This is a genomic window from Frondihabitans sp. PhB161 (assembly GCF_003814635.1).
In the GTDB taxonomy this organism is placed as follows: Bacteria; Actinomycetota; Actinomycetes; order Actinomycetales; family Microbacteriaceae; genus Frondihabitans.
The window spans coordinates 802,423-825,815 of the sequence record NZ_RKQW01000001.1; the positions used below are offsets into that span (position 1 = coordinate 802,423).

General features: G+C 68.7%; 30 protein-coding genes. 23 read left to right on the forward strand and 7 right to left on the reverse strand.

All coding sequences use genetic code 11. The features are described 5' to 3' along the window. Positions 1 to 18 precede the first annotated feature (18 nt). Positions 19 to 861: a hypothetical protein gene (locus EDF39_RS03915; RefSeq protein ID WP_123940667.1), complete on the reverse strand. Its 843-nt coding sequence runs from the start codon at positions 859 to 861 to the stop codon at positions 19 to 21. Positions 862 to 1,345: 484 nt separating this feature from the next. Here EDF39_RS03915 and EDF39_RS03920 point away from each other — a divergent pair, with 484 nt between their 5' ends. After that, on the forward strand, positions 1,346 to 1,816 hold the full coding sequence (locus EDF39_RS03920; protein WP_123940669.1) for a GNAT family N-acetyltransferase: 471 nt from the start codon (positions 1,346 to 1,348) through the stop codon (positions 1,814 to 1,816). A gap of 126 nt (positions 1,817 to 1,942) precedes the next feature. Here EDF39_RS03920 and EDF39_RS03925 read toward each other — a convergent pair whose 3' ends face one another. From EDF39_RS03925 to EDF39_RS03935, 3 genes are read right to left on the reverse strand one after another with little or no spacing between them, the layout of a single operon-like run. Then, positions 1,943 to 2,275, reverse strand: coding sequence for a hypothetical protein (locus tag EDF39_RS03925; protein WP_123957793.1), 333 nt, complete (start codon positions 2,273 to 2,275; stop codon positions 1,943 to 1,945). Positions 2,276 to 2,283: 8 nt separating this feature from the next. Continuing rightward, positions 2,284 to 2,847 (reverse strand): hypothetical protein, encoded by a 564-nt coding sequence (locus EDF39_RS03930; protein WP_123940673.1) that lies wholly within the window; start codon positions 2,845 to 2,847, stop codon positions 2,284 to 2,286. Next, complete coding sequence (locus tag EDF39_RS03935; protein ID WP_233572954.1) at positions 2,844 to 3,467, reverse strand: RNA polymerase sigma factor; 624 nt, start codon at positions 3,465 to 3,467, stop codon at positions 2,844 to 2,846. The genes EDF39_RS03930 and EDF39_RS03935 overlap by 4 nt, the downstream gene beginning before the upstream one ends. A gap of 141 nt (positions 3,468 to 3,608) precedes the next feature. Here EDF39_RS03935 and EDF39_RS03940 point away from each other — a divergent pair, with 141 nt between their 5' ends. Genes EDF39_RS03940 through EDF39_RS03960 form a run of 5 tightly spaced genes read left to right on the forward strand, consistent with a single transcriptional unit; the run spans position 3,609 to position 5,995 of the window. After that, positions 3,609 to 4,115 carry an Asp23/Gls24 family envelope stress response protein gene (locus EDF39_RS03940; protein WP_123940677.1) on the forward strand — a complete coding sequence of 169 codons (507 nt, stop codon included), beginning with the start codon at positions 3,609 to 3,611 and terminating at the stop codon, positions 4,113 to 4,115. Beyond that, on the forward strand, positions 4,112 to 4,300 hold the full coding sequence (locus EDF39_RS03945) for a DUF2273 domain-containing protein (protein WP_055961273.1): 189 nt from the start codon (positions 4,112 to 4,114) through the stop codon (positions 4,298 to 4,300). The genes EDF39_RS03940 and EDF39_RS03945 overlap by 4 nt, the downstream gene beginning before the upstream one ends. Then, entirely contained in the window at positions 4,300 to 4,746 is a 447-nt protein-coding gene (locus tag EDF39_RS03950; RefSeq protein WP_123940679.1) for a hypothetical protein, read from the forward strand. The genes EDF39_RS03945 and EDF39_RS03950 overlap by 1 nt, the downstream gene beginning before the upstream one ends. Continuing rightward, complete coding sequence (locus tag EDF39_RS03955) at positions 4,743 to 5,387, forward strand: DUF6286 domain-containing protein (protein WP_123940681.1); 645 nt, start codon at positions 4,743 to 4,745, stop codon at positions 5,385 to 5,387. Before EDF39_RS03950 ends, EDF39_RS03955 begins: the two co-directional genes overlap by 4 nt. Next, a complete protein-coding gene (locus EDF39_RS03960; protein ID WP_123940683.1) occupies positions 5,384 to 5,995 on the forward strand; it encodes a hypothetical protein in 612 nt (203 codons plus the stop codon). The genes EDF39_RS03955 and EDF39_RS03960 overlap by 4 nt, the downstream gene beginning before the upstream one ends. 111 nt (positions 5,996 to 6,106) lie before the next feature. On the opposite strand, the gene EDF39_RS03965 is transcribed toward EDF39_RS03960, so the two are convergent. Continuing rightward, a complete protein-coding gene (locus EDF39_RS03965; RefSeq protein ID WP_123940685.1) occupies positions 6,107 to 7,135 on the reverse strand; it encodes an NAD(P)H-quinone oxidoreductase in 1,029 nt (342 codons plus the stop codon). 183 nt (positions 7,136 to 7,318) lie between these two features. Between EDF39_RS03965 and dcd the strand changes: the two genes are divergently transcribed. Continuing rightward, positions 7,319 to 7,921 (forward strand): dCTP deaminase, encoded by a 603-nt coding sequence (gene dcd, locus EDF39_RS03970; protein ID WP_123940687.1) that lies wholly within the window; start codon positions 7,319 to 7,321, stop codon positions 7,919 to 7,921. Between the two features lie 361 nt (positions 7,922 to 8,282). Beyond that, positions 8,283 to 8,651 carry a hypothetical protein gene (locus EDF39_RS03975; protein ID WP_233572955.1) on the forward strand — a complete coding sequence of 123 codons (369 nt, stop codon included), beginning with the start codon at positions 8,283 to 8,285 and terminating at the stop codon, positions 8,649 to 8,651. 23 nt (positions 8,652 to 8,674) lie between these two features. Here the strand turns inward: EDF39_RS03975 and EDF39_RS03980 are convergent, their stop codons facing one another. Next, positions 8,675 to 9,259, reverse strand: coding sequence for an Lrp/AsnC family transcriptional regulator (locus EDF39_RS03980; RefSeq protein WP_233572956.1), 585 nt, complete (start codon positions 9,257 to 9,259; stop codon positions 8,675 to 8,677). Positions 9,260 to 9,392: 133 nt separating this feature from the next. On the opposite strand from EDF39_RS03980, the gene EDF39_RS03985 reads away from it, so the two are divergent. From EDF39_RS03985 to EDF39_RS04010, 6 genes are read left to right on the forward strand one after another with little or no spacing between them, the layout of a single operon-like run. Further along, positions 9,393 to 11,000, forward strand: a complete 1,608-nt coding sequence (locus EDF39_RS03985) for an ABC transporter substrate-binding protein (RefSeq protein ID WP_233572957.1) — start codon at positions 9,393 to 9,395, stop codon at positions 10,998 to 11,000. A gap of 6 nt (positions 11,001 to 11,006) precedes the next feature. Beyond that, positions 11,007 to 12,086, forward strand: a complete 1,080-nt coding sequence (locus tag EDF39_RS03990; protein ID WP_233572958.1) for an ABC transporter permease — start codon at positions 11,007 to 11,009, stop codon at positions 12,084 to 12,086. Continuing rightward, a complete protein-coding gene (locus EDF39_RS03995; RefSeq protein WP_233572959.1) occupies positions 12,083 to 13,012 on the forward strand; it encodes an ABC transporter permease in 930 nt (309 codons plus the stop codon). Before EDF39_RS03990 ends, EDF39_RS03995 begins: the two co-directional genes overlap by 4 nt. Next, positions 13,009 to 13,881, forward strand: a complete 873-nt coding sequence (locus tag EDF39_RS04000) for an ABC transporter ATP-binding protein (RefSeq protein WP_123940691.1) — start codon at positions 13,009 to 13,011, stop codon at positions 13,879 to 13,881. Before EDF39_RS03995 ends, EDF39_RS04000 begins: the two co-directional genes overlap by 4 nt. Beyond that, positions 13,871 to 14,782: an ATP-binding cassette domain-containing protein gene (locus EDF39_RS04005; RefSeq protein WP_123940693.1), complete on the forward strand. Its 912-nt coding sequence runs from the start codon at positions 13,871 to 13,873 to the stop codon at positions 14,780 to 14,782. The genes EDF39_RS04000 and EDF39_RS04005 overlap by 11 nt, the downstream gene beginning before the upstream one ends. Beyond that, positions 14,779 to 16,248, forward strand: coding sequence for an aminopeptidase P family protein (locus EDF39_RS04010; protein ID WP_199726132.1), 1,470 nt, complete (start codon positions 14,779 to 14,781; stop codon positions 16,246 to 16,248). The genes EDF39_RS04005 and EDF39_RS04010 overlap by 4 nt, the downstream gene beginning before the upstream one ends. Positions 16,249 to 16,386: 138 nt before the next feature. On the opposite strand, the gene idi is transcribed toward EDF39_RS04010, so the two are convergent. Then, a complete protein-coding gene (gene idi / locus EDF39_RS04015) occupies positions 16,387 to 16,956 on the reverse strand; it encodes an isopentenyl-diphosphate Delta-isomerase (protein WP_123940695.1) in 570 nt (189 codons plus the stop codon). Positions 16,957 to 16,975: 19 nt separating this feature from the next. Between idi and EDF39_RS04020 the strand changes: the two genes are divergently transcribed. The 9 genes from EDF39_RS04020 to EDF39_RS04060 all read left to right on the forward strand — a co-directional run bounded on the left by EDF39_RS04020 (position 16,976) and on the right by EDF39_RS04060 (position 23,371). Beyond that, positions 16,976 to 18,097 (forward strand): polyprenyl synthetase family protein, encoded by a 1,122-nt coding sequence (locus EDF39_RS04020; RefSeq protein ID WP_123940697.1) that lies wholly within the window; start codon positions 16,976 to 16,978, stop codon positions 18,095 to 18,097. After that, positions 18,094 to 18,969: a phytoene/squalene synthase family protein gene (locus tag EDF39_RS04025; RefSeq protein WP_123940699.1), complete on the forward strand. Its 876-nt coding sequence runs from the start codon at positions 18,094 to 18,096 to the stop codon at positions 18,967 to 18,969. The genes EDF39_RS04020 and EDF39_RS04025 overlap by 4 nt, the downstream gene beginning before the upstream one ends. Then, complete coding sequence (crtI, locus tag EDF39_RS04030) at positions 18,966 to 20,648, forward strand: phytoene desaturase family protein (protein ID WP_123940701.1); 1,683 nt, start codon at positions 18,966 to 18,968, stop codon at positions 20,646 to 20,648. Before EDF39_RS04025 ends, crtI begins: the two co-directional genes overlap by 4 nt. Continuing rightward, complete coding sequence (locus EDF39_RS04035; RefSeq protein WP_123940703.1) at positions 20,648 to 21,016, forward strand: lycopene cyclase domain-containing protein; 369 nt, start codon at positions 20,648 to 20,650, stop codon at positions 21,014 to 21,016. The genes crtI and EDF39_RS04035 overlap by 1 nt, the downstream gene beginning before the upstream one ends. Beyond that, on the forward strand, positions 21,013 to 21,354 hold the full coding sequence (locus EDF39_RS04040; protein WP_123940705.1) for a lycopene cyclase domain-containing protein: 342 nt from the start codon (positions 21,013 to 21,015) through the stop codon (positions 21,352 to 21,354). Before EDF39_RS04035 ends, EDF39_RS04040 begins: the two co-directional genes overlap by 4 nt. After that, positions 21,351 to 22,328 (forward strand): prenyltransferase, encoded by a 978-nt coding sequence (locus tag EDF39_RS04045; RefSeq protein ID WP_370275154.1) that lies wholly within the window; start codon positions 21,351 to 21,353, stop codon positions 22,326 to 22,328. Before EDF39_RS04040 ends, EDF39_RS04045 begins: the two co-directional genes overlap by 4 nt. A gap of 97 nt (positions 22,329 to 22,425) precedes the next feature. Further along, positions 22,426 to 22,695 carry a hypothetical protein gene (locus tag EDF39_RS04050; protein ID WP_084816065.1) on the forward strand — a complete coding sequence of 90 codons (270 nt, stop codon included), beginning with the start codon at positions 22,426 to 22,428 and terminating at the stop codon, positions 22,693 to 22,695. A gap of 8 nt (positions 22,696 to 22,703) precedes the next feature. Next, positions 22,704 to 23,096, forward strand: coding sequence for a phage holin family protein (locus EDF39_RS04055; RefSeq protein ID WP_055961238.1), 393 nt, complete (start codon positions 22,704 to 22,706; stop codon positions 23,094 to 23,096). After that, positions 23,093 to 23,371 carry a DUF3618 domain-containing protein gene (locus EDF39_RS04060; RefSeq protein WP_123940707.1) on the forward strand — a complete coding sequence of 93 codons (279 nt, stop codon included), beginning with the start codon at positions 23,093 to 23,095 and terminating at the stop codon, positions 23,369 to 23,371. Before EDF39_RS04055 ends, EDF39_RS04060 begins: the two co-directional genes overlap by 4 nt. Positions 23,372 to 23,393: the final 22 nt, after the last annotated feature.

A 23,393-nucleotide genomic window follows, 5' to 3' on the forward strand; every position in this document is an offset into this window, starting at 1 on the left:
TTCACCCCGCGAGAGGCTCTAGCTCACGGTGCGAGCGTCGACGTCGAAATGATCGGTCTCGTGAACCTCGAAAGCCTCGAGGTCGGGATGGTTGACGATGCGCTCGATGAGCCCTTTCGAACCCCCGACGACGGTGGAGTCGAAGTCGATTTCGCTGGCTACGAGCCACTGATGGTCGCCGGGCCAGATCAGGTTCACACCCATTTCGAGGTCGTCATCGTGCTCGGCCAGGTCTCCCAGCTCATGCAGGGTGGTGACCGCCAAGTAGTACTCGCGGTTGGGCAGCTCGAGAAGAGGAACCTGCGATGGCTGGGGCGGGTTTCCCGCGAGGAGCTTCGCAACCGATTCCTCAGCCAGGCGCTCCGTCAGTGCCCACAGTTCGGCGTCTGTCAGTGCCGCTCGGGGTTCTGCTTCGTTCTGCCCGGACCAGACTGCGAGGGCGGCCCCTGAGCTTGTACCGGTCTCGAGGCCGAATCCGTCCCAGACGCCGATGGTGATGTCATCCGGGGTCGACGTGGCTCCCTCTAAGACGCCGACGAGGTGGCGCAGCAAGCGGGGTTCGAGAAGACCCTCCTGACCGGGGGAGAGGAAGAGGCCATCGACCTCGACCTGGCCGTCCTGGCGTCCGATCGTGTTCCAGTCGACGAGGGGATGCATGCCAACTCCGCGGCGTCGGGCGGCCTCGGCCCACGTCCATTCGTGCTCGACGAACTTGCCATCGACTTCACCGGACGCCCTCGCGGGATGCAGGATGCGGGCGTAGGCATCCCAGCCGGTGCCCGCAACAGTGGGGAAACCGTTGTCGCTCTGCATTCGCTCTCGAAGCCACGCACCCTGGTCGATGTGATCCGTCCACTTCACCGGCTCAGTCTGAGGCACGCCGACCTGTAGCTGCCACAGGTCGGTCGGTCGCCGCGTCGTCGTGCTGGAGGTGACGGCCAATCGGCTGCATGCCCCCGCCCTCTCGGGCGGTGAGTGTCCGCGATCTGCTGGTGCAGCGCCCCGAAGACCAGCAGATCGGGGACACTCACCGCTCACGGCGGGCCACCGCCGACGAGAAAACGGCTGCAGAGGCGGGCCCGGGCCGAGCGGCGGGGGTGGCGCCGCAAGACTCCCGGTTTGTACATGCGCTGGCGCCGGATCCTCGGCTCTTCCGCCAATTTGAGAGTGATCGTGGCCAGAAGCCGGCGGATCCGCGTCGAGTCGTAGGTTTCACTCTCAAATTTGCGCACAGCACGATCGCCGGGGCGCTTGCCGCTCAGCCCCGCGACACCACCCGCACGTCGAACACGGCGGGGAGCGCCTAGCGCGGCTCAGGCTTGGGCGGGGCCGATACCCTTCCGGGATGACTGACGAAACCGGGTCCGTTGTCCGTGCTGTGCAGGGGAAGGACGAGGCGGAGTGGAAGCGGCTCTACCGGGAGTATCGCGCCTTCTACGAGCTCGCTCCGGACGACGCCGCCGTCGATCGCACCTGGGGGTGGGTGTCGAACGGCGAGTTCGGGCTGTCCGGGCTCGTCGTCGTCCGCGGCGGCGAGCTGGCGGGCCTGGCGAACCTCCGGCGGTTCGCGCGCCCGTCGTCGGCCAGCACCGGCCTCTACCTCGACGACCTGTTCACGAGTCCCGATCATCGGCGGTCGGGTGTCGCGTCCGAGCTGATCGACGAGGCTCGACGGATCGCCGGGGCGGAAGGATCCACCGTCGTCCGTTGGGTGACCGCGGCCGACAACTCGACGGCGCGGTCTCTCTACGAGTCCGTCGCGACGGCAACCCGGTGGGTCACGTACGACCTGCCCGTCGAGTCGTCTAGTCACTAGACGTCCTGGTCGCTGCAGCCTCGTCGCTGCCCCCGGGCGGTGAGTGTCCGCGATCTGCTGATACCCGGCCCCGAGCATCAGCAGATCGGGGACAGTCACCACGACCGGCTGCCTAAAACCAGCCGTTCACCCCAGCGACACCACCCGCACGTCGACCACGGCCGGCGGCAACCCGCTTGCCGCGGCAGCGGTGCGAGCGGCAGCAGCCACAGCCCGGGCGACGGCGGGGCCGACCTGCCCGGGCGCAAGGGCGACGTCGAACTCGATGCGGGTGGCCTCGTCGGTCACGTGCACGTCGATGGGCGACACCGAGCCGTCGGAGCCCGAGCCCGAGACGACCGCGACGCCCTCGCGCACGATGCGCGACAGCTGGCCGATGCCGGGGCGGGCGTAGACGCCGGCGACGCCCGGAGTCGACCGAGCGAGGGCGAGGATCTCGTCGGCGAGACTGCGAGACACGTCGAGGCTCATTGCGAGGCCTCGCTTTCGAGCAGGTGCACGTCGCCGATCACGATGTCGACGGTCTCGACCACGAGCTCTTGGGCGGTCAGCCGATCGGCGACGGCCTGCCTGACCTCGTCGGCCATGGCGGGCACGAACTCACCGCGGAGAGCGCTGATCGTGACCTCGATGTGCAGTGGCGCGCCCAACTCGGTGACCGAACCATCGATCGAGCACGAGATGACGACGGCCCCGGGCACCGAGTCTCCGGCCTCGCGGATAAGGCCGCGCACCGCACCTTCGGTCACGTGGAGGGTCTCGAACGCGTCGGTCGCGAGTAGAGGGATGTCTCGCCCGGAGCGGGCCTCGCGGCGCACGCGGTCCATCACCCCGGAGAACCAGCTCGGGTCGGGTTCCGGCTCGGCGGCGGCCTCGTCAGAGATGAGGCGCCCCGAGAGCGAACGGAGCCGCTGCAGCACGGCCAACTGCCCGGCGTTCTCGGGCACGTCTTCGATCTCGGGGTCGTAGGGGAACCGGCCCGAATCCAGGTAGTCGGACAGCCGCTCGAGCGTCACGGTCTGCTCGCTCATCGCCACGCCTCCATCTCTCGGGTCAGGGTTTCTCGGGCGCGGGCGAGCTGACCGCGGGCTGCTGTGGTGGTGATGCCGAGGTGCTCGGCGATCTCGCCGTACGACTCACCGCCGACTTCGCGCAGGATCCAGCTCTGCCTCTGCAGAGGCGGCAGCCGATCGAGTGCCGCGCGCAGGCCCGACATGGCGTCGCCGGTCACAGCGAGACGCGCAGGATCCGCGGACTCGCTCACCGGCAACCGGTTCGAGACCGCCTCGTCGTCGATGTCATCCACCGGCTTCCGCGCGCGCATCAGATCGAAGGCCTTGCGCGACACGATGCGCATCATCCAGCCGCGCACCGCGTCGGGGGTGGTCAGCGTCGGCAGCTCGCGCCAGATGGCAATGGAGGCCTCTTGGACGGCATCGGAGGCGTCGGCCCGCGAACCGGTGAGGCGGACTGCATAGGCGGTCATCAGCGAGAGATGGCGGCGGAGGAGCACCTCGAAGGCTCGTGAATCGCCATCGGCGGCCCGGCGAGCGAGAAGCCCGTCGGAGGCACCGTCGAGGCCGGCACCGGCCTGGGGGGCGAGCTGCTGCTCGGGCGGGTGCGGGGCCTCAGGAGATGCGGCGACCTTCACCCGTTCAGCAAACACCATGCCGACGACAAACGGGGGCCCCGAAAACTTTTTTCAACGAATTCCGTGACGTTTCTGGAGCGGGTACCGTCTCACTCCTGAGCGGCGATTTCGTCGCCCCCTCACGCATCGAAGGAGCATCACATGGCCGACACCAAGCCCACCGTTCCCACCCCGACCTCGACCACCCCGACTTCGACCAGCCGCGTCGACAAGGTCGCGACCCCGGTCACCACCACGTCGAGTGCCGTCACGGCCTCCACCGCGACCGGCAAGACCGTCATCGCCGACAGCGTGATCTCGAAGGTCGCCGGCATCGCCGCCCGCGAGGTTCCCGGCGTCTACGCCCTCGGTGGCGGTGCCGCTCGTGCGTTCGGGGCGATCCGCGACGTGATCGGCTCGACCGACCTGTCGCAGGGTGTGCGCGTCGAGGTCGGCGAGACCCAGGTCGCCGCCGACGTCACCATCGTCGTCGAGTACCCGGTGCCGATGAACTCAGTCGCCGAGCAGGTCCGTGTCGCGGTCGCCCAGGCAATCACCGAGCTCGTCGGCATGGAGGTCGCCGAGATCAACGTCGCCATCAACGACGTGCACATCCCCGGTGACGACGACGACAACGACGACCAGCCCGCCGAGAGCCGCGTCTCGTGACCGCCACCACCACCGGTATCGCGATCGGCGCCGTGCTCGGCGTCGTCGCGGTGGCATTCGGTTTCTGGGCCTTCCTTCTCGTCGCCGTGTTCATCGCTGTCGGCGCCCTCGTCGGCCGGATCGCCTCCGGCAAGCTCGACGCCTCGAGTCTTCTCGACGTGCTGCGCGGACGGCGCTCGTCCTGATGGGTCCCCACACCGCCGCGACCGGCGACGCAGCCGGCGCGGCCTCTAGCGAGTGGTCGTCGGATCCTGATTCCCCGACGGCCACTCTTAGCCGTGACGTGCCGGGTGCGAGCCCGGTCATCCCCGGCCACGTCAGCATCGCCCCACGCGCTCTTCAGCGCGTGGGCAGCGCGATCGTGGCCGACGAGCTGCGCGTCTCGCACCACGACGTGCGGGTCGACGCGCACGACGACGAGGGCCGACTGGCCCTCCGCGTCGCGACCCCGTTGACGATCCCGCGGCTCGACGCTGCGACCGAGGCTCCCGCCGGCGGAGTGATCGGCACCGTGCGTTCGCTCCAAGAGACCGTCACCCGTCGCATCAACGAGATCGCCGGTCGCGCCGTGTCGCGTGTCGACGTGACGATCACCGGCAGCCAGCTCGAAAAGAAAGAGGAGCTGCGATGACCACCGCACCCACCAAGGATCCCTCGGCGGGCTCCCAGTCGAAGCCGACGTCTGCCGTGGCGCGCGTTCCTTCGGGGGTGACTCGGCGGATCCTGCGTCGCGAGACCCACTCGTCGCGCTCCGGGGCCACCGTCGTGATGCTGATCGTGCTGATCCTCGTGGTCGGATACGTCGGCGTCGAGGCCGTGTACGCGGCGCTCGGCCAACCACCGCTGCTGTTCTCGCCCGTCGACGCCGTCGCCACTCTGCTGTCGGCCGCGACCGCACAGCCCGCGCTCGTCATCGCGGCCGGTATCGCCGCGGCCATCCTCGGCCTCGTGCTCGTCGTGATCGGGCTCACCCCGGGTCGTCGCGGCCGCCACACCATCGACGACGACCGCGTCGCCGTGGTCGTCGACGACCAGGTGATCGCTGCGTCCCTCGCCCGCAACGCGCGGATCGCCGGCGGACTCGCTCCCGGCCAGGTCACCGCGTGGGTCGCTCGCTCGAGCGCCCGCATCACGATCACCCCGGCGTCGGGCTCCACCGCCGACACCGATGCCGTGTTGCGCGCCGCCAACGACGAGCTCGGTCGTGTCGCGTACCGCCCGCCCGTGACCGCCGAAGCGCGCGTCACCCCGAACGGAAGGCTCGGCGCATGACCACCACGAATCGCTTCGCCAACCGCCTCTTCTTGATCGTGCTCGGCGTCATCTCGCTCGCTGTCGGGCTCTTCGTCGCTGCGACGGCGCTGCCCGGAGCGCCGCTCCTGCGCGACTGGCTGACCACCGCCCGCGACGCCCAGTCGACGGCGCTCTCGAACACCCGGGCCGGCGGCAACGAGCCGTTCGACGGCAGCTACCTGCCGTGGCTGCTCGCCGTGCTCTGCCTACTGATCGTCATCATTGCTCTGGTGGCCATCGTGACGCGCGGTCGCGGCCGCACCGACCGGGTGGTCGACCTCGACGAGAACGCCGGACGCGTGATCGTGTCGTCGGGCTTCGCCGAGACCGCCCTGGTCGACGCGCTGTCGTCCCGCCGTGACGTGGCTTCGGTCTCGGTGGTCGCGTACGAGTTGAAGGGTGCGCCCGCGCTCAAGATCCGCCTGCGGCTCACCGCCGGATCGGCCCCGACGGACGCCGTCCAAGCGGCCTCCGGTGCGGTGCGCGGCCTCGACCGCGTGCTCGGCGGAGAAGCGGAGATCCCGGTGCTGGTCGAGGTCGTCGGCGCATCGCCGGTGCGGCCCGGGGCTGACTCGCGCGTTCGATGACGCGCTCGCCCTGCCTGCCGCACTGCGTAGTGCGGACTACCCCTCGTGCCGCGGCACGTCGCGTAGTCCGCACGAGGTCTGCTAACCCCTGCGTGGCGGCCCGTAGCCCAGCTACACCTTCAGCAGCAGCTTGCCGATGTGCCCGCCGGCGTCCATCCTCCGATGGGCGTCGGCGGCTTTGTCGAGCGGGAACACCTCGTCGATGATCGGCTTCACCATGCCGCGCTCCACCAGTGGCCATACGTCGCGGCGCACTCCGGCCACGATCTCGGCCTTCTCCTCGATCGGCCGCGCGCGCAGGGTTGTCGCCCAGATGCGTCCGCGCTTCTGCATGAGCGCCCCCAGCTGGAACGACGACGCCTCACCGCTCTGATTGGCGATCACCATGATCCGGCCGTTCATCGCGAGCGCGTCGATGTTGCGCGCCAGGTAGTCGCCGCCGACGAGGTCGAGGATCACGTCGACGCCGCGGCCGTCCGTGAGCTGCCTCGCCGCTTCGACGAAGTCGGTCGTGCGGTAGTTGACTCCCGCGGCGCCGAGGTCGTTCATGAAGGTGACCTTGGCGTCGGATCCTGCGGTTGCGATGGTCTTCGACCCCAGCGCCGTCGCGAGCTGGATCGCGAAGGTGCCGATGCCGCTGGTTCCGCCGTGCACAAGAAGCGTCTCGCCCGGCTGCAGGCCCGCGTGCCAGAACACGTTCGACCAGACCGTCGCGGCGACCTCGGGGAGGCCGGCGGCTTCGACGAGGTCGACTCCGGAGGGGACGGGAAGCACGAGGCGCGCATCGACCGCGACGAGTTCAGCGTAGCCGCCGCCCGCGAGGAGAGCGCAGACCTGGTCGCCGACCTTCCACTCGGGGGTGCCGGTGCCGGTGCCGTCGCCATCGCCGGAGTCGCTGGCGCTGGTCGTCTCGATCGCCGGTCCGATGGCCTCGATCGTGCCCGAGACCTCGAGCCCCGGCCACTCGGGGGCTCCGGGAGGTGGCGGATAGTTGCCCTGGCGCTGGCCGACATCGGCACGGTTGATGCCGGCGGCCGCGACGCGGATGAGGAGTTCGCCGGGGCCGGGCACGGGGTCGGGGGCGGTCGCGGTAACGAGGGCCTCGGGCCCTCCCGGCTGAGAAATCAGGACTAAGCGCATCCCCCGATCCTGCACCCTGGGGTTTCCGGCGGGCTGGACGCTTATGGCCTGAGTTGTCGACGCGGGGTGGGGGCGGGGTCGAGGGGAGAGCGGTGTCGGGGCTGGAGCGGGGTCGGGCCGGATCCTTGTGGCATGAGTTGCCGACGCGGGCTGCGGCGGGCCCCGGTTCAGTAGGCTGACCGCGTGCTGCTCTCCGACCGCGACATCAAGGCCGAACTCGAACTCGGACGAATCGGGCTCGACCCCCACGACCCCAGCCTCATTCAGCCGTCGAGCATCGATGTGCGCCTCGACCGCTTCTTCCGGCTGTTCGACAACCACAAATACCCGTTCATCGACCCGGCCGTCGATCAGCCCGAGCTGACGCACCTCGTCGAGGCGAAGCCCGACGAGCCGTTCATTCTGCACCCGGGCGAGTTCGTGCTCGGCTCGACCTACGAGCGGGTCAGCCTGCCCGACGACATCGCCGCGCGCCTCGAGGGCAAGTCGTCGCTCGGTCGGCTCGGCCTGCTGACGCACTCGACCGCTGGGTTCATCGACCCCGGATTCTCGGGCCACGTCACCCTCGAGCTCTCGAACGTCGCGACGCTGCCGATCAAGCTGTGGCCGGGCATGAAGATCGGGCAGCTCTGCTACTTCCGGCTGTCGTCGCCGGCCGAGAACCCCTACGGCTCGTCGGTCTACGGGTCGCGCTACCAGGGGCAGCGTGGCCCGACGGCGTCGCGGTCGTTCCAGAACTTCAGCGCGACCGACACGGGCGCCGAGCCGTCGTCTGCTCGCGACTAGCTGCTGCCTCTGCTCTGCTGCTGCCCTGCCCGGCCGAATTTGAAGGAGAAACTCGCGATCCGGCAAAAGTGAGGCGGATCGGCGCGGCGTGTCGCGAGGATCTCCTTCAAATTTGCAAAGGCAGTGCCCGGGGCCCAGGATCCCGCGCCCCCGCCTGCAAATTCGAGAGCAAAACGAGCGACCCGATGCAGATCGGCCCGGCCCGTAGCCGCGATCACTCTCACATTTGCAGGGGGAGCCAGTTGTGCCCGATCGGCGTCGACAGGCGCGCATTCGTCCAATCGGAGCGGCGGCGTCGCCCGGATCCTGGACGTTCTGCACTCGACTGGAACGGGAGCGGCCCGGCATTCATACTCGTGTCGTGACCGTCCAGCCCGCACTCGCTCCCAGCCTCGATTCCCGCCGTTTCGTGATGGAGTCGTCGACCAACAGCCCTGTCGACCCCGATTCGCCCTCGCGCTTCCGCTACTTCGAGAAAGACGGCGTGATCTGGGGCGACTACGACGGAGACACCGTCACCTTTGGACGTTTTGTCGGTACGCGGGTCGGTGACGACCTATCCGTCTCGTTCGTGCATGTGCTTGTCGAAGACGGCTCGGTCGTCGCGGGCACGGGCGGCAGTGAGGTCGTGACGGGGCCGGACGGCGTGCGCCTCGTGGAGCGCTTCGAGATCGACGGAGTCGACCACGTGAGTGTGTGCGTCGAGGAGTCGGCACCAAACGAGAGCTAGAAGAACGCGCTACGTCGGCAGCCTCAGCGAACCGAGTCGCGCCCGTTCCCCGCGGTCGTGAACCGCGTCATGCCGAGCCGGTTCGACGAGCCGGAGCGGTCGGGAATGTCGGTCGGCAGCAGGTACGACTTGCTCACCACCTCGTCGAGGATCACCACGCTCACCACCGATTTCACCTCGGGCCGCGCGGCCACGACGCCGGTCACGAAGTCGTGCACCCCGCCGATATCCAGGGATCGCACGAGAAGCATGGCGTCGTGCTCGCCGGTCGTGATGCAGCAGTACTCGACGTCGGGCATCTGCAGAATGCCCTCGCGGAACCGGTGCCAGCTCTGCGGGTGCACCGTCACGAACACGAGTGCGCAGACGTCGAGGCCGACCATGCCGGGGTCGATCTGAGCGGTGAAGCCGGTGATCACGCCGGTCGCGGTCATCCGCTCGACGCGGTTGTAGACGCTAGCTCTCGACACGTTGACGGTCTCGGCGAGTGAGGCCATCGAGATGCGTCCGTTCTCGCGGAGCACGCCGAGGATCCGAAGATCCACCTCATCGAGACCGGTCGCCCTTTGTCCAGGGGCCGGGCGGTTGTCTTGCTCGGTGTTCGACACTTGGTACTCCCATCGGGGGGTGAGTCGCAATTTATCCACAGATCGAGGCCTGAGGTGAAGAGGTGCTCGGAATCGTGCCACAGTTTCTCCACACCGTCCAAGGTGACCCCCCTTTCCCCCCCAGGAGGAACACGTGGCTTTTTCCACGCGAAACAGCTCCACCACCACGAAGCACACGGCGAAGCGAGTCGCGATCGGTGCAGCAGCCATCGCCCTCACCCTCGTCGTCGCCGGGTGCTCGTCCGGCAAGGCCTCGAGCACCGATGGCGCGTCGAAGACGCTGACCATCGACAAGGCGTTCGACCTCAAGACCGCCGACCCGGGCCGCATGTACGAGCCGACCGGCCAGCTGGTCGACAAGGCCCTCTATGAGACCCTCCTCACCTTCAAGGGCGGCGACGTCTCGAAGGTCGTCGACGGCGTTGCAAGCCTCGACGAGTCGTCCGACGCGAAGACGTTCACCCTGACCCTGAACGGCACGCACACCTTCTCCGACGGCACCGAGATGACGGCCGACGACGTCGTGTTCTCGCTCCAGCGCGTCATCGGCCTCAAGGGCAACCCGTCGTTCCTCCTGGCCGGCGTCACCGTCACGAAGAAAGACGCGAAGACCGTCGTCTTGACCACGAAGACCGCCACCCCGGCGCTCCCGTCGATCCTCGCCAACCCGGCGCTCGGTATCCTCAACTCCAAGGTCGTCAAGGCCAACGGTGGGGCAACCGACTCGAGCGACACCGCCGAGAAATACCTCAACGCCCACTCCGCCGGCTCCGGGCCGTACGTGCTCGACTCGCTGAACCTGTCGTCGAAGGTCGTTCTGACGGCTAACAAGAAGTACGACGGCGAGCAGCCCGGCTACGGCCGCGTCGTGATCCAGAACGTCGAGGGCGCCACCCAGAAGATCAACGTGCAGGGTGGCAGCGCCGACGTGGCCCTCGATCTGTCGGGTACGCAGGCGGCGGGGCTCGGATCCTCGGTCGACGTCACCAGCGACCCGTCGGCCAACGTGATCTTCCTGCTGCTCAACCAGAGCTCCAAGGTGTCGAAGATCACCAGCAACCCCGACTTCGTCAAGGCCGTCAAAGAGGCCATCGACTACGACGACCTCGTCTCGATCGCCGGCACCGGCACCGCTCAGGCGGCCGGCGTCGTGCCGAGCATGTTCCTCGGTGCTCTCGGTGAGGGCGATGCCCTCAAGCAAGACCTGGCCGCGTCGAAGTCCGACCTCGCCAAGAGCGGATACAACGGCGAGAAGATCACGCTGAACTTCCCCAGCGACATCACGCTCAACGGCATCGAGTTCCCGACGATCGCCCAGCGCCTGCAGTCGCAGCTCAAGACCGCCGGCATCACGGTCGACCTCGCTCCGGCTCCGGTCGCGACCGAGCTCGACGCCTACCGCAACGGCACCGAGACCGTCGGCCTCTGGTACTGGGGCCCCGACTACCCCGACCCGAGCGACTACCTCGTCTTCACCCCGGGCAACGTCGTCGGTCTGCGTGCCGGCTGGGCCGCGGGTGCCGACCCGGCGATCTCGAAGCTCGCCGATGCGGCAGCGGTCGGTGGCTCGAACGACGAGCGTCAGACGCAGTTCGAAGACTTGCAGAAGGCGCTCAACGCCGACGGCCCGTTCATCCCGCTGCTGCAGCCGGGCAACAACATCGCGGCCGCGTCCGACGTCACCGGCGTCGTCTACAACGCCGTATGGACCATTGATATCGCGGCCCTCCGCAGCAAGTAGTCGACTGTGACGACCAGCACCGCCACCCGACCCCCGCGCGCACGCTCCGTGTCGCGCGGGGGTCACCCCTTCGCCCGGTACGCCCTGCGTCGCGTGATCACCTCGCTGCTGCTGGTGGTCGGCGTCACTCTGGTGACGTTCATCCTGACGAACCTCGTGCCGGGTGACCCGGTCGCGGCGGCGCTCGGCCAGCGGGCCGCAGAAGACCCCGCGATCGTCGCTCAGTTCCGGTCGGAGTACGGCCTCGACAAGCCGCTCGTGGTGCAGTACTTCACCTACCTCGGCAACCTCCTGCACGGCGACCTCGGCACGTCCACCACCACGCACAACGCGGTGACGTCCGACCTCTCCTCGGCACTTCCCGCGACGCTCGAGATCGCGATCGGCGCCATTGTGCTCAGCGTGATCATCGGCGTCGTGCTCGGGACGGTCGCGGCCTACCGCCGCGGGAAGGCGTCCGACCACGTGCTCCGCGTCGTCTCGCTCGCGGGCCTCAGCGTGCCGACCTTTTGGCTGGCGCTGGTGCTGTACTACGTCTTCTACTTCAAGCTGCATATCGCGCCCGGTTCGGGTCGGCTGAGCAGCGACTTCAACGCTCCGCCGACGATCACCGGCCTCTACACGGTCGATGCTCTGCTCGCCGGTCAGCTCGACACGTTCCTCGACGCGGCCGCACACCTCTTCTTGCCTGTGCTCGTGCTGACGCTGTACACGGTCGGCCTGCTCACCCGGTTCGTCCGCACGGCCGTGCTCGAGATCCTCGATCAGGACTACGTGCGGGCCGCCCGTGCCAAGGGCCTTCCGACCCGCACAGTGATCTGGAGCTACGTGCTCCGCGGCGCGAGCATCCCCATCCTCACCGTCGTCGGCCTCGCCTTCGGCAGCCTGCTGAGCGGCACCGTGCTGGTCGAGTCGATCTTCGCCTGGCCGGGCATCGGCAGCTACGCGTACCAGGCCGCCTCGCACCTCGACCTCCCCGGCGTCATGGGCGTCGGCCTCCTGATCGGCGTGATGTACCTGCTGGTGAACCTCATCGTCGACCTTCTCTACGGAGTCATCGACCCGCGCGTCAGGCTGGCGTCGTGAGCCGGCCGACGCTCGACCGGGCGTCCTCGAAAGCCGCCGCGTCGGATCCTGGGCTCGACCTTCCCGGCCGCTGGCGTCGCCCGCGACTGCGGCTCGGCCGCTGGTCGGCCCCGCTCGGCATCGCCGGCGCGCTAGTCGCCCTGCTGTGGATCGTCATCGCGATCCTCGCCCCGGTGATCCAGCCGCACGATCCCCTCGCGCAAGACCTGCCGATCCTCCAGGCGCCCGGCCAGGGCACGTTCCTCGGCACCGACGCGCTCGGTCGCGACGTGTTCTCGCGTCTGCTGTCGGGTGCTCGCGTCACGATCCCGCTGGCTCTGCTGCTGGTCGTGATGAGCGTGCTGATCGGCGCGATCCTCGGGGCGGTCGCCGGCTTCTTCGGCCGCTGGGTCGACGAGCTGATCATGCGCGTCACCGACCTCGTGATGGCGTTCCCGACGGTGATCCTCGCGATGGTGATCGCGGCAGCCCTCGGCGCCTCGCTGCTCAACGCGGTGCTCGCGGCGCTGATCGTGTCGTGGCCGTCGTACGCGCGGCTGACCCGCGGCCTCGTGCTCGGGCTCCGCACCTCGAATTATGTCGTGTCGGGGCAGCTGCTCGGCTTCAGCCCGCTGCGGTCGCTCTGGCGCGACATCGCCCCGAACATCGTCGGGCCGATCCTGGTGCTCGCGAGTCTCGACATCGGCACGGCCATCCTGCTGCTGTCCGGGCTGTCGTTCCTCGGGCTCGGGGCCAAGCCGCCGACTCCCGAGTGGGGCTCGATGGTCTCCGACGCCGTCCAGAACTTCGACTCGTGGTGGCTCGGCGTGTTCCCGGGCCTGGCGATCCTCACGATCGTGGTCGCGTTCAACTTCGTCGGCGACGCCCTCCGTGACGCCCTCGACCCGAAGTCGCGCACGCTGCGCGGAGGAGGCCCGACCCTGTGACCGACTCGCTCACCATCACCGATCTGCGCATCGACCTCCGCACGCCCGACGGCCCCCGGCCGATCGTCCGCGGCATCGATCTCGCGCTCGAACGCGGTCGCATCCACGGCCTCGCCGGCGAATCAGGATCCGGCAAGACCATGACGGCCTTGGCCGTCCTCGGCCTGCTTCCCGACACCATGACCGCCACCGGCTCGATCCTCCTGTCGACCCCCGTCTCGGCGGGTGGCGACTCCGTCGAGCTCGTGGGGGCGTCGCGCCAGGTGCTCGGCGCCATCCGCGGCCGTCGTGTGGCGATGGTGTTCCAGGATCCCTCGACCAGCCTCCACCCGCAGCTCACGGTCGGGCGCCAGCTCACCGATCACCTGCGGCACCACCTGAAGCTGAGCAAGGCGGCAGCGCAGGAGCAGGCGCACGGGCTGCTCGATCGGGTGCGGGTGCCGGATCCTGCGGGCGCTCTCGCGAAGTACCCCCACCAGTTCTCGGGCGGACAGAGGCCGCGGATCGCCATCGCCGTCGCGCTGGCGTGCGGCCCCGACGTGCTGCTGGCCGACGAGCCGACCACCGCGCTCGACGTGACCGTGCAGGCCGGCGTGCTGCACCTGCTGCGCGAGCTCGTCGACGAGGGCGGGCTCAGCGTGCTGCTCGTCACGCACGATCTCGGCGTGATGAGTGCCGTCGCCGACGTGGTGACGGTCATGCGCCAGGGCGTCGTGGTCGAGTCGGCGCCGCGCGAGCAGCTGTTCACCGCGCCGCAGCACGACTACACGCGGTCGTTGCTGGCGGCCCTGCCCGGGTCGACGCTCGAAGAGACCCCCGACGAGCTCGTCGACGATCTGCTCGCAGAAGGCGGACACCATGACTCCTGAGCCACGCACCGGCGGCACCGGCGGCACCGGCGGCACCGGCCGCCCTCGCAGCACCGCGGGCCCCGTTCTGACAGCGACCGACGTCGCCGTCGAGTACCGCCGACCTGCCCTCCGCGCCGTCGACGGGGTGTCGCTCACCATCGCCCCCGGCGAGGTCGTGGCGCTCGTCGGCGAGAGCGGGTGCGGCAAGTCGAGCCTCGCCCGCGCGGTGGTCGGCATCGAGAAGCGCGCCGGCGGCTCCGTGCTGCTCGGCGGCACCGAGGTACCCGTGCTCGGGTTGCGACGCCGAAGCACCGAGATGACCGGCGTGCAGATGGTCTTCCAAGACCCGAACTCGTCGCTGAACCCCCGCCGCCCGGTGGGGGAGCAGATCGGCGACGGAGTGCGGGCCGCTGTCGCCCGCGGTGATGAGCCGTCCGATCCCGCGGAGTGGCTCTCGCGCGTCGGCCTCGACCCGGCCATGGTCGGCCGCTATCCGCACGAGTTCTCGGGTGGGCAGAAACAGCGCATCGCCATCGCCCGCGCGCTCGCCGCGAGGCCGCGCCTGCTGGTCGCCGACGAGCCGATCTCGGCCCTCGACGCCTCGACCCAGACCAGCGTCGCGGCCCTGATGCGCACGCTCAGCGTCGAGGCCGGTGCCGGCATGCTCTTCATCTCGCACGACCTCTCAGTGGTCAGGCGCATCGCCGACCGCACGCTCGTCATGTACCGCGGGCGCATCGTCGAGTCGGGCCACACCGAGACGATCTGGCAGAACCCGATGCACCCCTACACGCGTGCTCTGCTGGCGGCGATCCCGGTGCCCGACGGGTCGGGCCGTCTGCCCCTCGCCCCAGCGGAGGCCGATCGCGTCGACTGGACCGCGGCCCTGCCCGCCGCTCTCGAAAGGACCCCCGCGTGACGACCGTCGACGCTCACCCGTCCGCTCTCTGGCGCATGCCGCGGGCGCAGAACCGCGCTCCGCTCCCCGGCAACGGCGCCTTCATGCTGGCGGGCTGGGGCGACGCGGCTCCCGTGCTCGCAGCCGACGACCCGGTCGTCTCGTATACGGCGGAGCGTCGCGCCCGGCTCGCCGAGGCGCTGCCGGCTGAGCTGCTGGTGATCCCGACCGGCGAGATCCGCACCCGGTCGAACGACACCTCGTTCGGATTCCGCCCCGGCACCGACCACCTCTGGCTGACCGGCAACCGCTCGGCCTCGAGTGTGCTCCTTGTCGACACGACCGGTGGCGAGGCCGGCGCCGTGCTGTACCTGCACGCTCCATCCGGTCGCGAGACCGACGAATTCTGGCGCAACGACGCCATCGGCGACCTGTGGGTCGGGCCGCGCCCGTCGCTTCGCGAGACTCAGGACGCCCTCGGCATCGAGTGCCGCTCCCTCGACGACTTCGAGGCCGACCTCGCGAGCGCGGCTCGGCGGGCCAAGCGGGTCCGCGTGCTGCCGACCCTCGACGACCGGGTCGACGAGCTCGTCAAGTCGATCTGCGGGCCCGACTTCGAGCCGCACCTGCTGCTCAAGAGCACCCTCGACGAGCTCCGCCTGATCAAGAACGACTGGGAGATCGGGCAGCTCCAGGCCGCGGTCGACGCAACCGTGCTCGGCTTCGACGACTGCGCTCGAGAGTGGTCGGCGGCTCGCGCCTCCGGTCGTGGCGAGCGCTACCTCGAGGGCACCTTCACCCGTCGTGCGCGCCTCGACGGCGAAGGCCCCGCTTACGGATCGATCGTAGGATCCGGGGCGCACGCCACCACGCTGCACTGGACGTCCAATTCGGGGCCGCTCCGCGATGGCGACCTCGTGCTGATGGACATGGGCGTCGAACTCGAGTCCCTCTACTCAGCCGACGTCTCCCGCACCCTTCCAGTCACCGGCGAGTTCACGAGCCTGCAGCGCGACGTCTACTCGATCGTGTTGCGCGCCCAGCAGGCCGGCATCGACACACTTCGGGCCGGCGTCGCGTTCCAGGCCTGCCAGGATGCCTGTGCGCGCTCACTGAGCGAGGGTCTCATCGATCTCGGACTGTTGACATGCTCGGTCGACGAGGCGATGGATCCCTCTGCCCTGTATCAGCGCCGCTGGAGCATCTCGCGATCCGGCCACATGCTCGGCATGGACATCCACGACTGCAACCACGCGCCGCAGGCGTCGTACCTCACCGGCGTGCTGTCGGCCGGCAATGCGCTCACGGTCGAGCCCGGGTTGTACTTCCAGCAGAACGACCTGACGGTGCCGGTCGAGCTGCGGGGCATGGGCATCCGCATCGAAGACGACCTCGTCGTGACCGAGACCTCGTCGATCAATCTGTCGGCGGCGCTGCCCCGCGAGCCCGGCGAAGTCGAGGCCTGGATGGCCGAGCGCGCTCGGTAGCTCGGCCGCGCCCTTCCGCAAATGTGAGAGCGAAACGCGCGATTCGGCGGAATCCGCGCGGCGAATCGCCCGGATCACTTGCAAATTGGCAAGCGCGGCCTGACGCAGCAGCCAGCCCGCCCGGCCGCACGACCGCAGCTAGCTGGGCCAGGCCTCGAGCTGCCAGCCGAGCCACGGGCTCCAGGCGAAGGGTGCGCCCGCCACCGAGGCGCGCAGGTCGGCGGGAGACACCCAGGCCCACTCGGCGACCTCGTCGGGCGACGGCTGAGGCGAACCGACGGCAATGGCCGTGAACACCGGGCAGATCTCGTTCTCGACGAGGCCCGACGCATCGACCGCGCGGTAGCGGAAGTCAGGCAGGATCGGCGTGATCTCGGCGACCTCCATGCCCAGCTCCTGGAACGCCCGCCGCTGGACAGCCTCGGCCGGGGTCTCGCCCGGTGCCGGGTGGCCGCAGAACGAGTTGGTCCAGACGCCGGGCCAGGTGGCTTTCGTCAGTGCGCGACGGGTGACGAGAATGTCTCCGGCGTCGTTCGCGACGTGGCAGGAGAAGGCCAAGTGGAGCGGCGTCTCGGGGGTGTGCACGTCGCGCTTGGGGTACACCCCCGAGGGATTTCCCCCCTCATCGAGCAATACCACGAGCTCGTCGTGGAGAACGGTGTCGGCAGCGGTCGACTGCTGGGGAAGTGCCTGGGGTTCGGGATTCATCTCGCGGTAGTCTGCCCTAATGGACGGTGATCACCTGCTCGCAGAGATGCGAGGTAGGCCTATGGACGGTGGGGCGTCCTCTGACACTACGGCGTCAGCCCTCTCGACGACCGAGCGGGTCGACGGTGTGCTCGGCGATTTCTTCGCCGAGGGCAAGCGTCGCGCCTCTCTCCTCGGAGCCCGGTACGTCGACCTCTGGAACGTGCTCGAGCGCAATTCGATCGGCGGCAAGCGGTTCCGGCCGCGCATGGTCGTGGCGGCCTACGAGGGCCTGGGCGGCAGAGACGACGATGCCTGCGCTGCTGTCGGCGCGGCGTTCGAGCTGTTGCACACCGCGCTCATCGTCCACGACGACGTGATCGATCGCGACTTCTCTCGCCGCGGCATCCCCAACGTCTCCGGCAGCTACCGCGACACGGCGACGACGGCCGGTTTCTCCACTCCGGCCGCCGAGCACCGCGGCATGAGCGCCGGGGTCATCGCCGGCGACCTCGCTCTCACCGGTGCGAGCCGCCTCCTCCTCGCCGTCACGTGCGAGGCAGACGTTCGGGCGAGACTCCTCGACGTGCTCGACGACGCCATCTTCGCCAGCGCCGGCGGTGAGCTGCTCGATGTCGAGCTGAGCCTCGCTCCCGAGATGCCGACTGTCGCCGAGATCCTCGAGATGGAGCGCGCCAAGACCGCCGTCTACTCGTTCGAGGCCCCGCTCATGGCCGGGGCGATCCTCGCCGGGGCCGACGACGCCGTCGTCGACGCTCTCGAGGCGTTCGGTCGCGAGGTCGGCATCGCCTACCAGATCGTCGACGACCTCCTCGGGGTCTACGGGGTCGAAGAGGAAACCGGCAAGACCACTCTCGGCGACCTCCGCGAGGGCAAGCGGACCGTGCTGATCGCCCATGCGGCGACCACCGACGAGTGGTTCGCCATCCGCCCGTTCATCGGCAAGGCCGACCTCACCCGCGAGGAGGCCGAGCACGTGCGCGGCCGCCTCGACTCCTGCGGGTCGCGGGCCCTGGCCGAGCGTCTCATCGACGAGCACGCCGACCGTGCGCTCGCCGTGCTCGACAGCGAGGTCATCTCGAACGACCTCCGCGACGTGCTCCGCCCCATCGTCGACACCGTGCTCGAACGGACTCGATGACTCGCCTGGCCCTTTACGACCGCGTCGCCCATGAGGCGTCGGCCGACGTCATCCGCAGTTACTCGACCTCGTTCGGGCTGGCGTCGCGCCTGCTCGGTGCCGAGGTGCGCTCGCACGTCGAGAACATCTATGCGCTGGTGCGAGTGGCCGACGAGATCGTCGATGGCCCGGCGGCCGAGGCGGGTAATGATGCCGAGGCGTGCGCCCGGATCCTCGATGCCTTCGAAACCGAGACCGAGCAGGCGATCCAACTCGGATTCAGCGCCAACCTCGTCGTGCACGCGTTCGCCGCGACCGCCCGCGAGACCGGCTTCGGCGCTGAGCTGACCGCGCCGTTCTTCACGTCGATGCGCAACGACCTCGAGCAGTCCGAGCACGATGCCGAGTCGTTCGACACCTACGTCTACGGGTCGGCCGAGGTGGTCGGCCTGATGTGCTTGCGGGCCTTCGTGCAGGGCCGGTCGTACGACAAAGTCACCAGCGAGCGGCTCGTGCGCGGCGCGCGGGCTCTCGGCGCCGCCTTTCAGAAGGTCAATTTCTTGCGCGACCTCTCCGACGACTTCGAGACCCTTGGCCGCAGCTACTTTCCGGGCGTCGACCCGACGTCGTTCACCGATGCCGAGCGCGACCGCCTCGTGGCTGACATCGACGACGACCTCCGGGTGTCGGGCGAGATCATCCCGCTGCTGCCGAATTCATCGCGTCGCGCCGTGGCCCTCGCCCACGGTCTCTTCGCCGAGCTCAACCGACGCCTGGCAGTGACGCCGGCGTCTGAGCTGATGCACACGCGGATCCGGGTGCCGAACCCGGTCAAACTGCGGATCGCCGCTGCCTCGGCGGCGGGCCGCATCACGACGGTGGGAGCCCGATGAGTACCGAGTCCGGTCTGAGCTCGAAAGAGGGCCTGAGCTCGAAAAACGGCCAGCGTGCCAAGAACGGCCAGCGCGTCGTCATCATCGGCGGCGGCATCTCGGGTCTGGCCTCGGCAGGGCTGCTTGCCCGCGACGGTTACGACGTGACGATCCTCGAAAGGTCCGACCAGGTCGGCGGCCGCGCCTCGTCGTGGCAGTCCGATGGATTCCGCTTCGACATGGGCCCGAGCTGGTACCTCATGCCCGAGGTGTTCGACCACTTCTTCCGCCTGATGGGCACGACCGCCGAGGCAGAACTCGACCTCCGCGCCCTCGACCCGGGCTACCGCGTCTACTTCGAGGGCGAGCGCGAGCCGATCGACATCCCGCTCGGCCTCGAGAAGAACGTCGACCTGTTCGACCGCATCGAGCCCGGCGCGGGCGCCCGCATGCGCGACTATCTCGCCTCCAGCCGCGACACGTACGACATTGCCAAGCGCCGCTTTCTCTACACGTCGTTCCGCACCCTGCTGCCGCTGCTGCGCCGGGATGTGCTGACGCGGCTGCCCAAGCTCGCGCGGCTGCTGCTGCAGAATCTCGACTCGTTCGTGGGTCGCACCGTCTCGGATCCTCGTCTTCGGCAGATCCTGGGCTACCCGGCCGTCTTCTTGGGCTCCTCGCCCTTCGAGACTCCGAGCATGTACCACCTCATGTCGACGCTGGATCTCGACGACGGCGTGCAGTACCCGATGGGCGGCATCAGTGCCGTGATCGGCAGCATCGAGCGGCTCGCCCGCGACGCCGGCGTGACGATCGTCACCGAGGCGACAGCCACAAGGATCCGAACCAGCGGCGGCCTCCACCCCCGAGCCACCGGTGTCGAGTGGTCTGACGCGAGCGGCACGACGCACCTCCTCCGCGCCGACCTCGTGGTCTCCGCCGCCGATCTCCACCACACCGAGACGAAGCTCCTCCCCGCGAAGCTGCAGACGTACGGGGAGTCGTACTGGGCCGAGAAGAACCCCGGGCCGAGCGCTCTGCTGCTTTATCTGGGTGTCGAGGGCGAGATCCCTGAGCTCGAGCACCACACGCTGCTCTTCTCCCGCGACTGGCACGACAACTTCGGCCGCATCTTCGATGAGCCGAAGAGCATTCCCGAGCCGCCGTCGTTCTATGTCTGCAAGCCGTCGGTCGTCGACCCGGACACTGCGCCGGAGGGACAGACGAACCTCTTCGTGTTGGTGCCGTTGCCGGCGCAGCCCGAGCTCGGGTTGGGGTCGATGCCGGGGGCCGCTGGCTCTGAAGGCGCTGCCGATGGTGTTGCCGCAGGTGTTGGCGATTCAGGCCCGGGGCAGCTCGAGCGTCTCGGCGATGCCGTCATTCAGCAGATCGCTGACTGGGCGGGTGTCCCCGACCTGAATTCTCGAATCGTGCTCCGCCGCAGCCGCGGCCCGCAGGACTTCGTCGACGACTACAACTCATGGTCGGGCAGCATGCTCGGGCCGGCGCACACGCTGGCGCAGAGCGCGATGTTCCGTGCCGGAAACCAGTCGAAGAAGGTCCGTGGTCTGCACTATGTCGGCGGCTCCGTGCGGCCCGGCATCGGCCTCCCGATGTGCCTGATCAGCGCCGAGGTGCTGCTGAAGAACCTCCGGGGCGACACCAGCACCGAGCCTCTGCCCGAGTCTCACCTGCCCTGATGCCGGTTCTCTACCTCCTCGGCCTGCTCGTCGCCCTGACCGGGATGGTCGTGCTCGACCGACGGTTCACACTGTTCTTCTGGCGAGACGCACGCCGTGCCGCCGTCGTGCTCGTCGCCGGAATCGTCTTCTTCCTGGTCTGGGATCTCTTCGGAATCGGCCTCGGCGTCTTCTTCCGCGGCGAGACCAGCTTCATGACCAGCATTCAAATCGCCCGTGAGCTGCCGGTTGAGGAGCTCTTCTTCTTGACGCTGCTTTGCTACCTGACGATGAACCTGGCCGCCGGCGTACCACTGATCACCCGGGCGCTGCGTGCCCGGAGCGACGGGGCCCGAGCTGGCTCTCCCGCTCTCGAGGAGCGTCCGTGACCTACTGGGGCCTGAACGTTCCGTTCCTCGTTGTCGCGGCCGTGGCCGGCCTCGCCGCTCTCGTCGTGCGGCGTCGTCGTCGTGCTCCGCGAGCCAGCCTCGCCGACGCCGCTCTCGTGGCCGGAATCCTGCTCGTCATGACTGCCGTCTTCGACAACGTCATGATCGGCATCGGCCTCGTCGGGTATGACGAGGCCAAGATCAGCGGAGTCTTCGTCGGCATCGCGCCCCTCGAAGACTTCGCCTACGCGGTGGCGGCCCTGGTGCTGCTGCCGTCGCTGTGGGTGCTGCTCGAACGACGCCCGGCCCCGAATCAGAACGAGAGGCCCTCCCGGTGAAAACCCTTCGCGCGCTCTTCGCGGTCTCGCGACCGCTGAGCTGGATCAACACCGCGTTCCCGTTCGCCGCCGCGTACATCCTCGGATCGGCGGGCACTCCGGGGCTCGCCGCCGGTCGCGGCAGCGACTGGACCATCGGCTTCGCCGACGGTGCGCTGAGCCCGGGCGACCTGCTCAAGGTCACCGACTTCGACTTCGCGAGGGTCGACTGGCTGATCGCGGTCGTCGGGATCCTCTATTTCTTAATCCCCTACAACCTCGCCATGTACGGCATCAACGACGTCTTCGACTACGAGAGCGACCTGCGCAACCCGCGCAAGGGCGGCGTCGAGGGGGCGATGCTCGACCGCAGCTTCCACAGCGCGATCCTGCGGGCCGTCGTGCTCATGAACGTGCCGTTCCTGGTGTTCCTGATTGCGGTCGGCAGCCCGCTGAGCTGGCTGGTGCTCGCGGTGAGCATCTTCGCGGTGATCGCCTATTCGTTGGGTGGCCTCCGCTTCAAGGAGCGGCCGTTCCTCGATTCGCTCACGTCAAGCACCCACTTCACCAGCCCCGCCGTCTACGGGCTGGTGCTCGCCGGTGCGACGTTCACCCCGCAGCTGTATGCCCTGCTGGGCGCGTTCTTCCTGTGGGGCATTGCGAGCCACGCGTTCGGGGCCGTGCAAGACGTCGTCGCCGACCGCGAGGGCGGCATCGCGTCGATCGCCACAGTGATCGGCGCGCGCGCGACCGTGCGGTTCTCGTTCGTCGCCTACGCGCTCGGTGGTGTCTTGATGCTCCTGACTCGCTGGCCCGGACCCCTCGCGGCGCTTCTCGTGGTGCCGTACCTCGTGACGGTGGCGCCCTGGTGGTCGGTGCCCGACGACCGCGCCGAGGAGGCGAACCGTGGCTGGCGCCGGTTCTTGGCGATCAACTTCGTCTGCGGGTTCGTCACGACGATGCTGCTGATCTGGTGGGTCGTGCTCGGCGGCTGAGGAAGATTGACTGACACTGATGGCGGATCTGGCCCCTCGCCCCTCGCACGTGGCACCGTAGGATCCTAGGACCGAACAACCCCAGAAGGAGAACCCCATGAAAGGCAAGATCCTGTTTGTCGCCGGCCTCGCCGCGGGCTACGTAGTGGGTGCCCGCGCGGGTCGCCAGTCGTACGAGAAGATCAAGAACCGCGCCGACCAGGTCTGGAACGACCCGAACGTTCAGCGTGGCGTGACCAAGGCGGAAGACTTCGTGGCCGAGAAGGCCCCGATCGTCGGCAAGAAGATCCAGGAGACGGCCTCCGATGCCGCTCACGCCGCCACCGAGAAGGTCAAGTCGGCCACCTCGAAGAACGACACCCCGTAAGGCCGCAGATGTCTGACTCCTCTGAGCGTCGTTCGCTCGGCAGCCTGTTTTCGTCGTTGCCCGATCTGATCTCGCGCCTCATCCGGGGCGAGATCCGTCTGGTGCGCGCCGAACTGACGGCGAAACTGAAAGCCGCAGGAGTCGGCATCGGCATCCTCGCCGCCGCGGCCCTCTTCGGGTTCCTCCTTTTGGAGGTCTTGATCGCCGCGGCGGTTCTCGCCACCGCGACCGTTTTTCCGGCCTGGCTCGCCGCACTTCTGATCGCGGCCGGGCTTCTGATCATCACCGCGATCCTCGCACTGGTGGGTATTCGCGCGCTCAAGCGTGGCGTGCCTCCCGTGCCGACCGAGACCGTCGCGAGCCTCAAGAGCGACGTGAATGCACTGAAGGGCACGAAATGACCCCCGCAGCGAAGGATCCCTCGGGGCCCGGCACCGAAGACGAGTCGCCGAAGACTGTTCCCGGCATCGCCGACGAGGTCGCCCGAACTCGTGACGAGTTCGCCGCGACCCTCGACGAGATCGAGGATCGCCTTAACCCGAAGGCCAACATCCGGCGGGCCAAGAGCAAGGTGACGAACGACCCCAAGGTGTTGGCGGTGGCTGCTGCCGGTGCTGCCGGTCTGGCCGCCGTTGTCACCGGTATCGCCAAGCTCGCCGCGCGCCCGCGCCGCTAACCGCCCTTTTTCTCGGAGATCA

Bases quoted from the DNA above. Each gene is read 5' to 3' on its own strand.
- idi (WP_123940695.1), bottom strand. From the start codon at position 16,956: ATGAATCCCGAACCCCAGGCACTTCCCCAGCAGTCGACCGCTGCCGAC.
- EDF39_RS04020 (WP_123940697.1), top strand. From the start codon at position 16,976: ATGGACGGTGATCACCTGCTCGCAGAGATGCGAGGTAGGCCTATGGAC.
- EDF39_RS03960 (WP_123940683.1), top strand. From the start codon at position 5,384: ATGACCACCACGAATCGCTTCGCCAACCGCCTCTTCTTGATCGTGCTC.
- EDF39_RS04060 (WP_123940707.1), top strand. From the start codon at position 23,093: ATGACCCCCGCAGCGAAGGATCCCTCGGGGCCCGGCACCGAAGACGAG.
- EDF39_RS03930 (WP_123940673.1), bottom strand. From the start codon at position 2,847: ATGAGCGAGCAGACCGTGACGCTCGAGCGGCTGTCCGACTACCTGGAT.
- EDF39_RS04005 (WP_123940693.1), top strand. From the start codon at position 13,871: ATGACTCCTGAGCCACGCACCGGCGGCACCGGCGGCACCGGCGGCACC.
- EDF39_RS04035 (WP_123940703.1), top strand. From the start codon at position 20,648: ATGCCGGTTCTCTACCTCCTCGGCCTGCTCGTCGCCCTGACCGGGATG.
- EDF39_RS04025 (WP_123940699.1), top strand. From the start codon at position 18,094: ATGACTCGCCTGGCCCTTTACGACCGCGTCGCCCATGAGGCGTCGGCC.
- EDF39_RS04050 (WP_084816065.1), top strand. From the start codon at position 22,426: ATGAAAGGCAAGATCCTGTTTGTCGCCGGCCTCGCCGCGGGCTACGTA.
- EDF39_RS03950 (WP_123940679.1), top strand. From the start codon at position 4,300: ATGGGTCCCCACACCGCCGCGACCGGCGACGCAGCCGGCGCGGCCTCT.
- EDF39_RS03965 (WP_123940685.1), bottom strand. From the start codon at position 7,135: ATGCGCTTAGTCCTGATTTCTCAGCCGGGAGGGCCCGAGGCCCTCGTT.
- EDF39_RS03940 (WP_123940677.1), top strand. From the start codon at position 3,609: ATGGCCGACACCAAGCCCACCGTTCCCACCCCGACCTCGACCACCCCG.
- EDF39_RS03955 (WP_123940681.1), top strand. From the start codon at position 4,743: ATGACCACCGCACCCACCAAGGATCCCTCGGCGGGCTCCCAGTCGAAG.
- crtI (WP_123940701.1), top strand. From the start codon at position 18,966: ATGAGTACCGAGTCCGGTCTGAGCTCGAAAGAGGGCCTGAGCTCGAAA.
- EDF39_RS04055 (WP_055961238.1), top strand. From the start codon at position 22,704: ATGTCTGACTCCTCTGAGCGTCGTTCGCTCGGCAGCCTGTTTTCGTCG.
- EDF39_RS03920 (WP_123940669.1), top strand. From the start codon at position 1,346: ATGACTGACGAAACCGGGTCCGTTGTCCGTGCTGTGCAGGGGAAGGAC.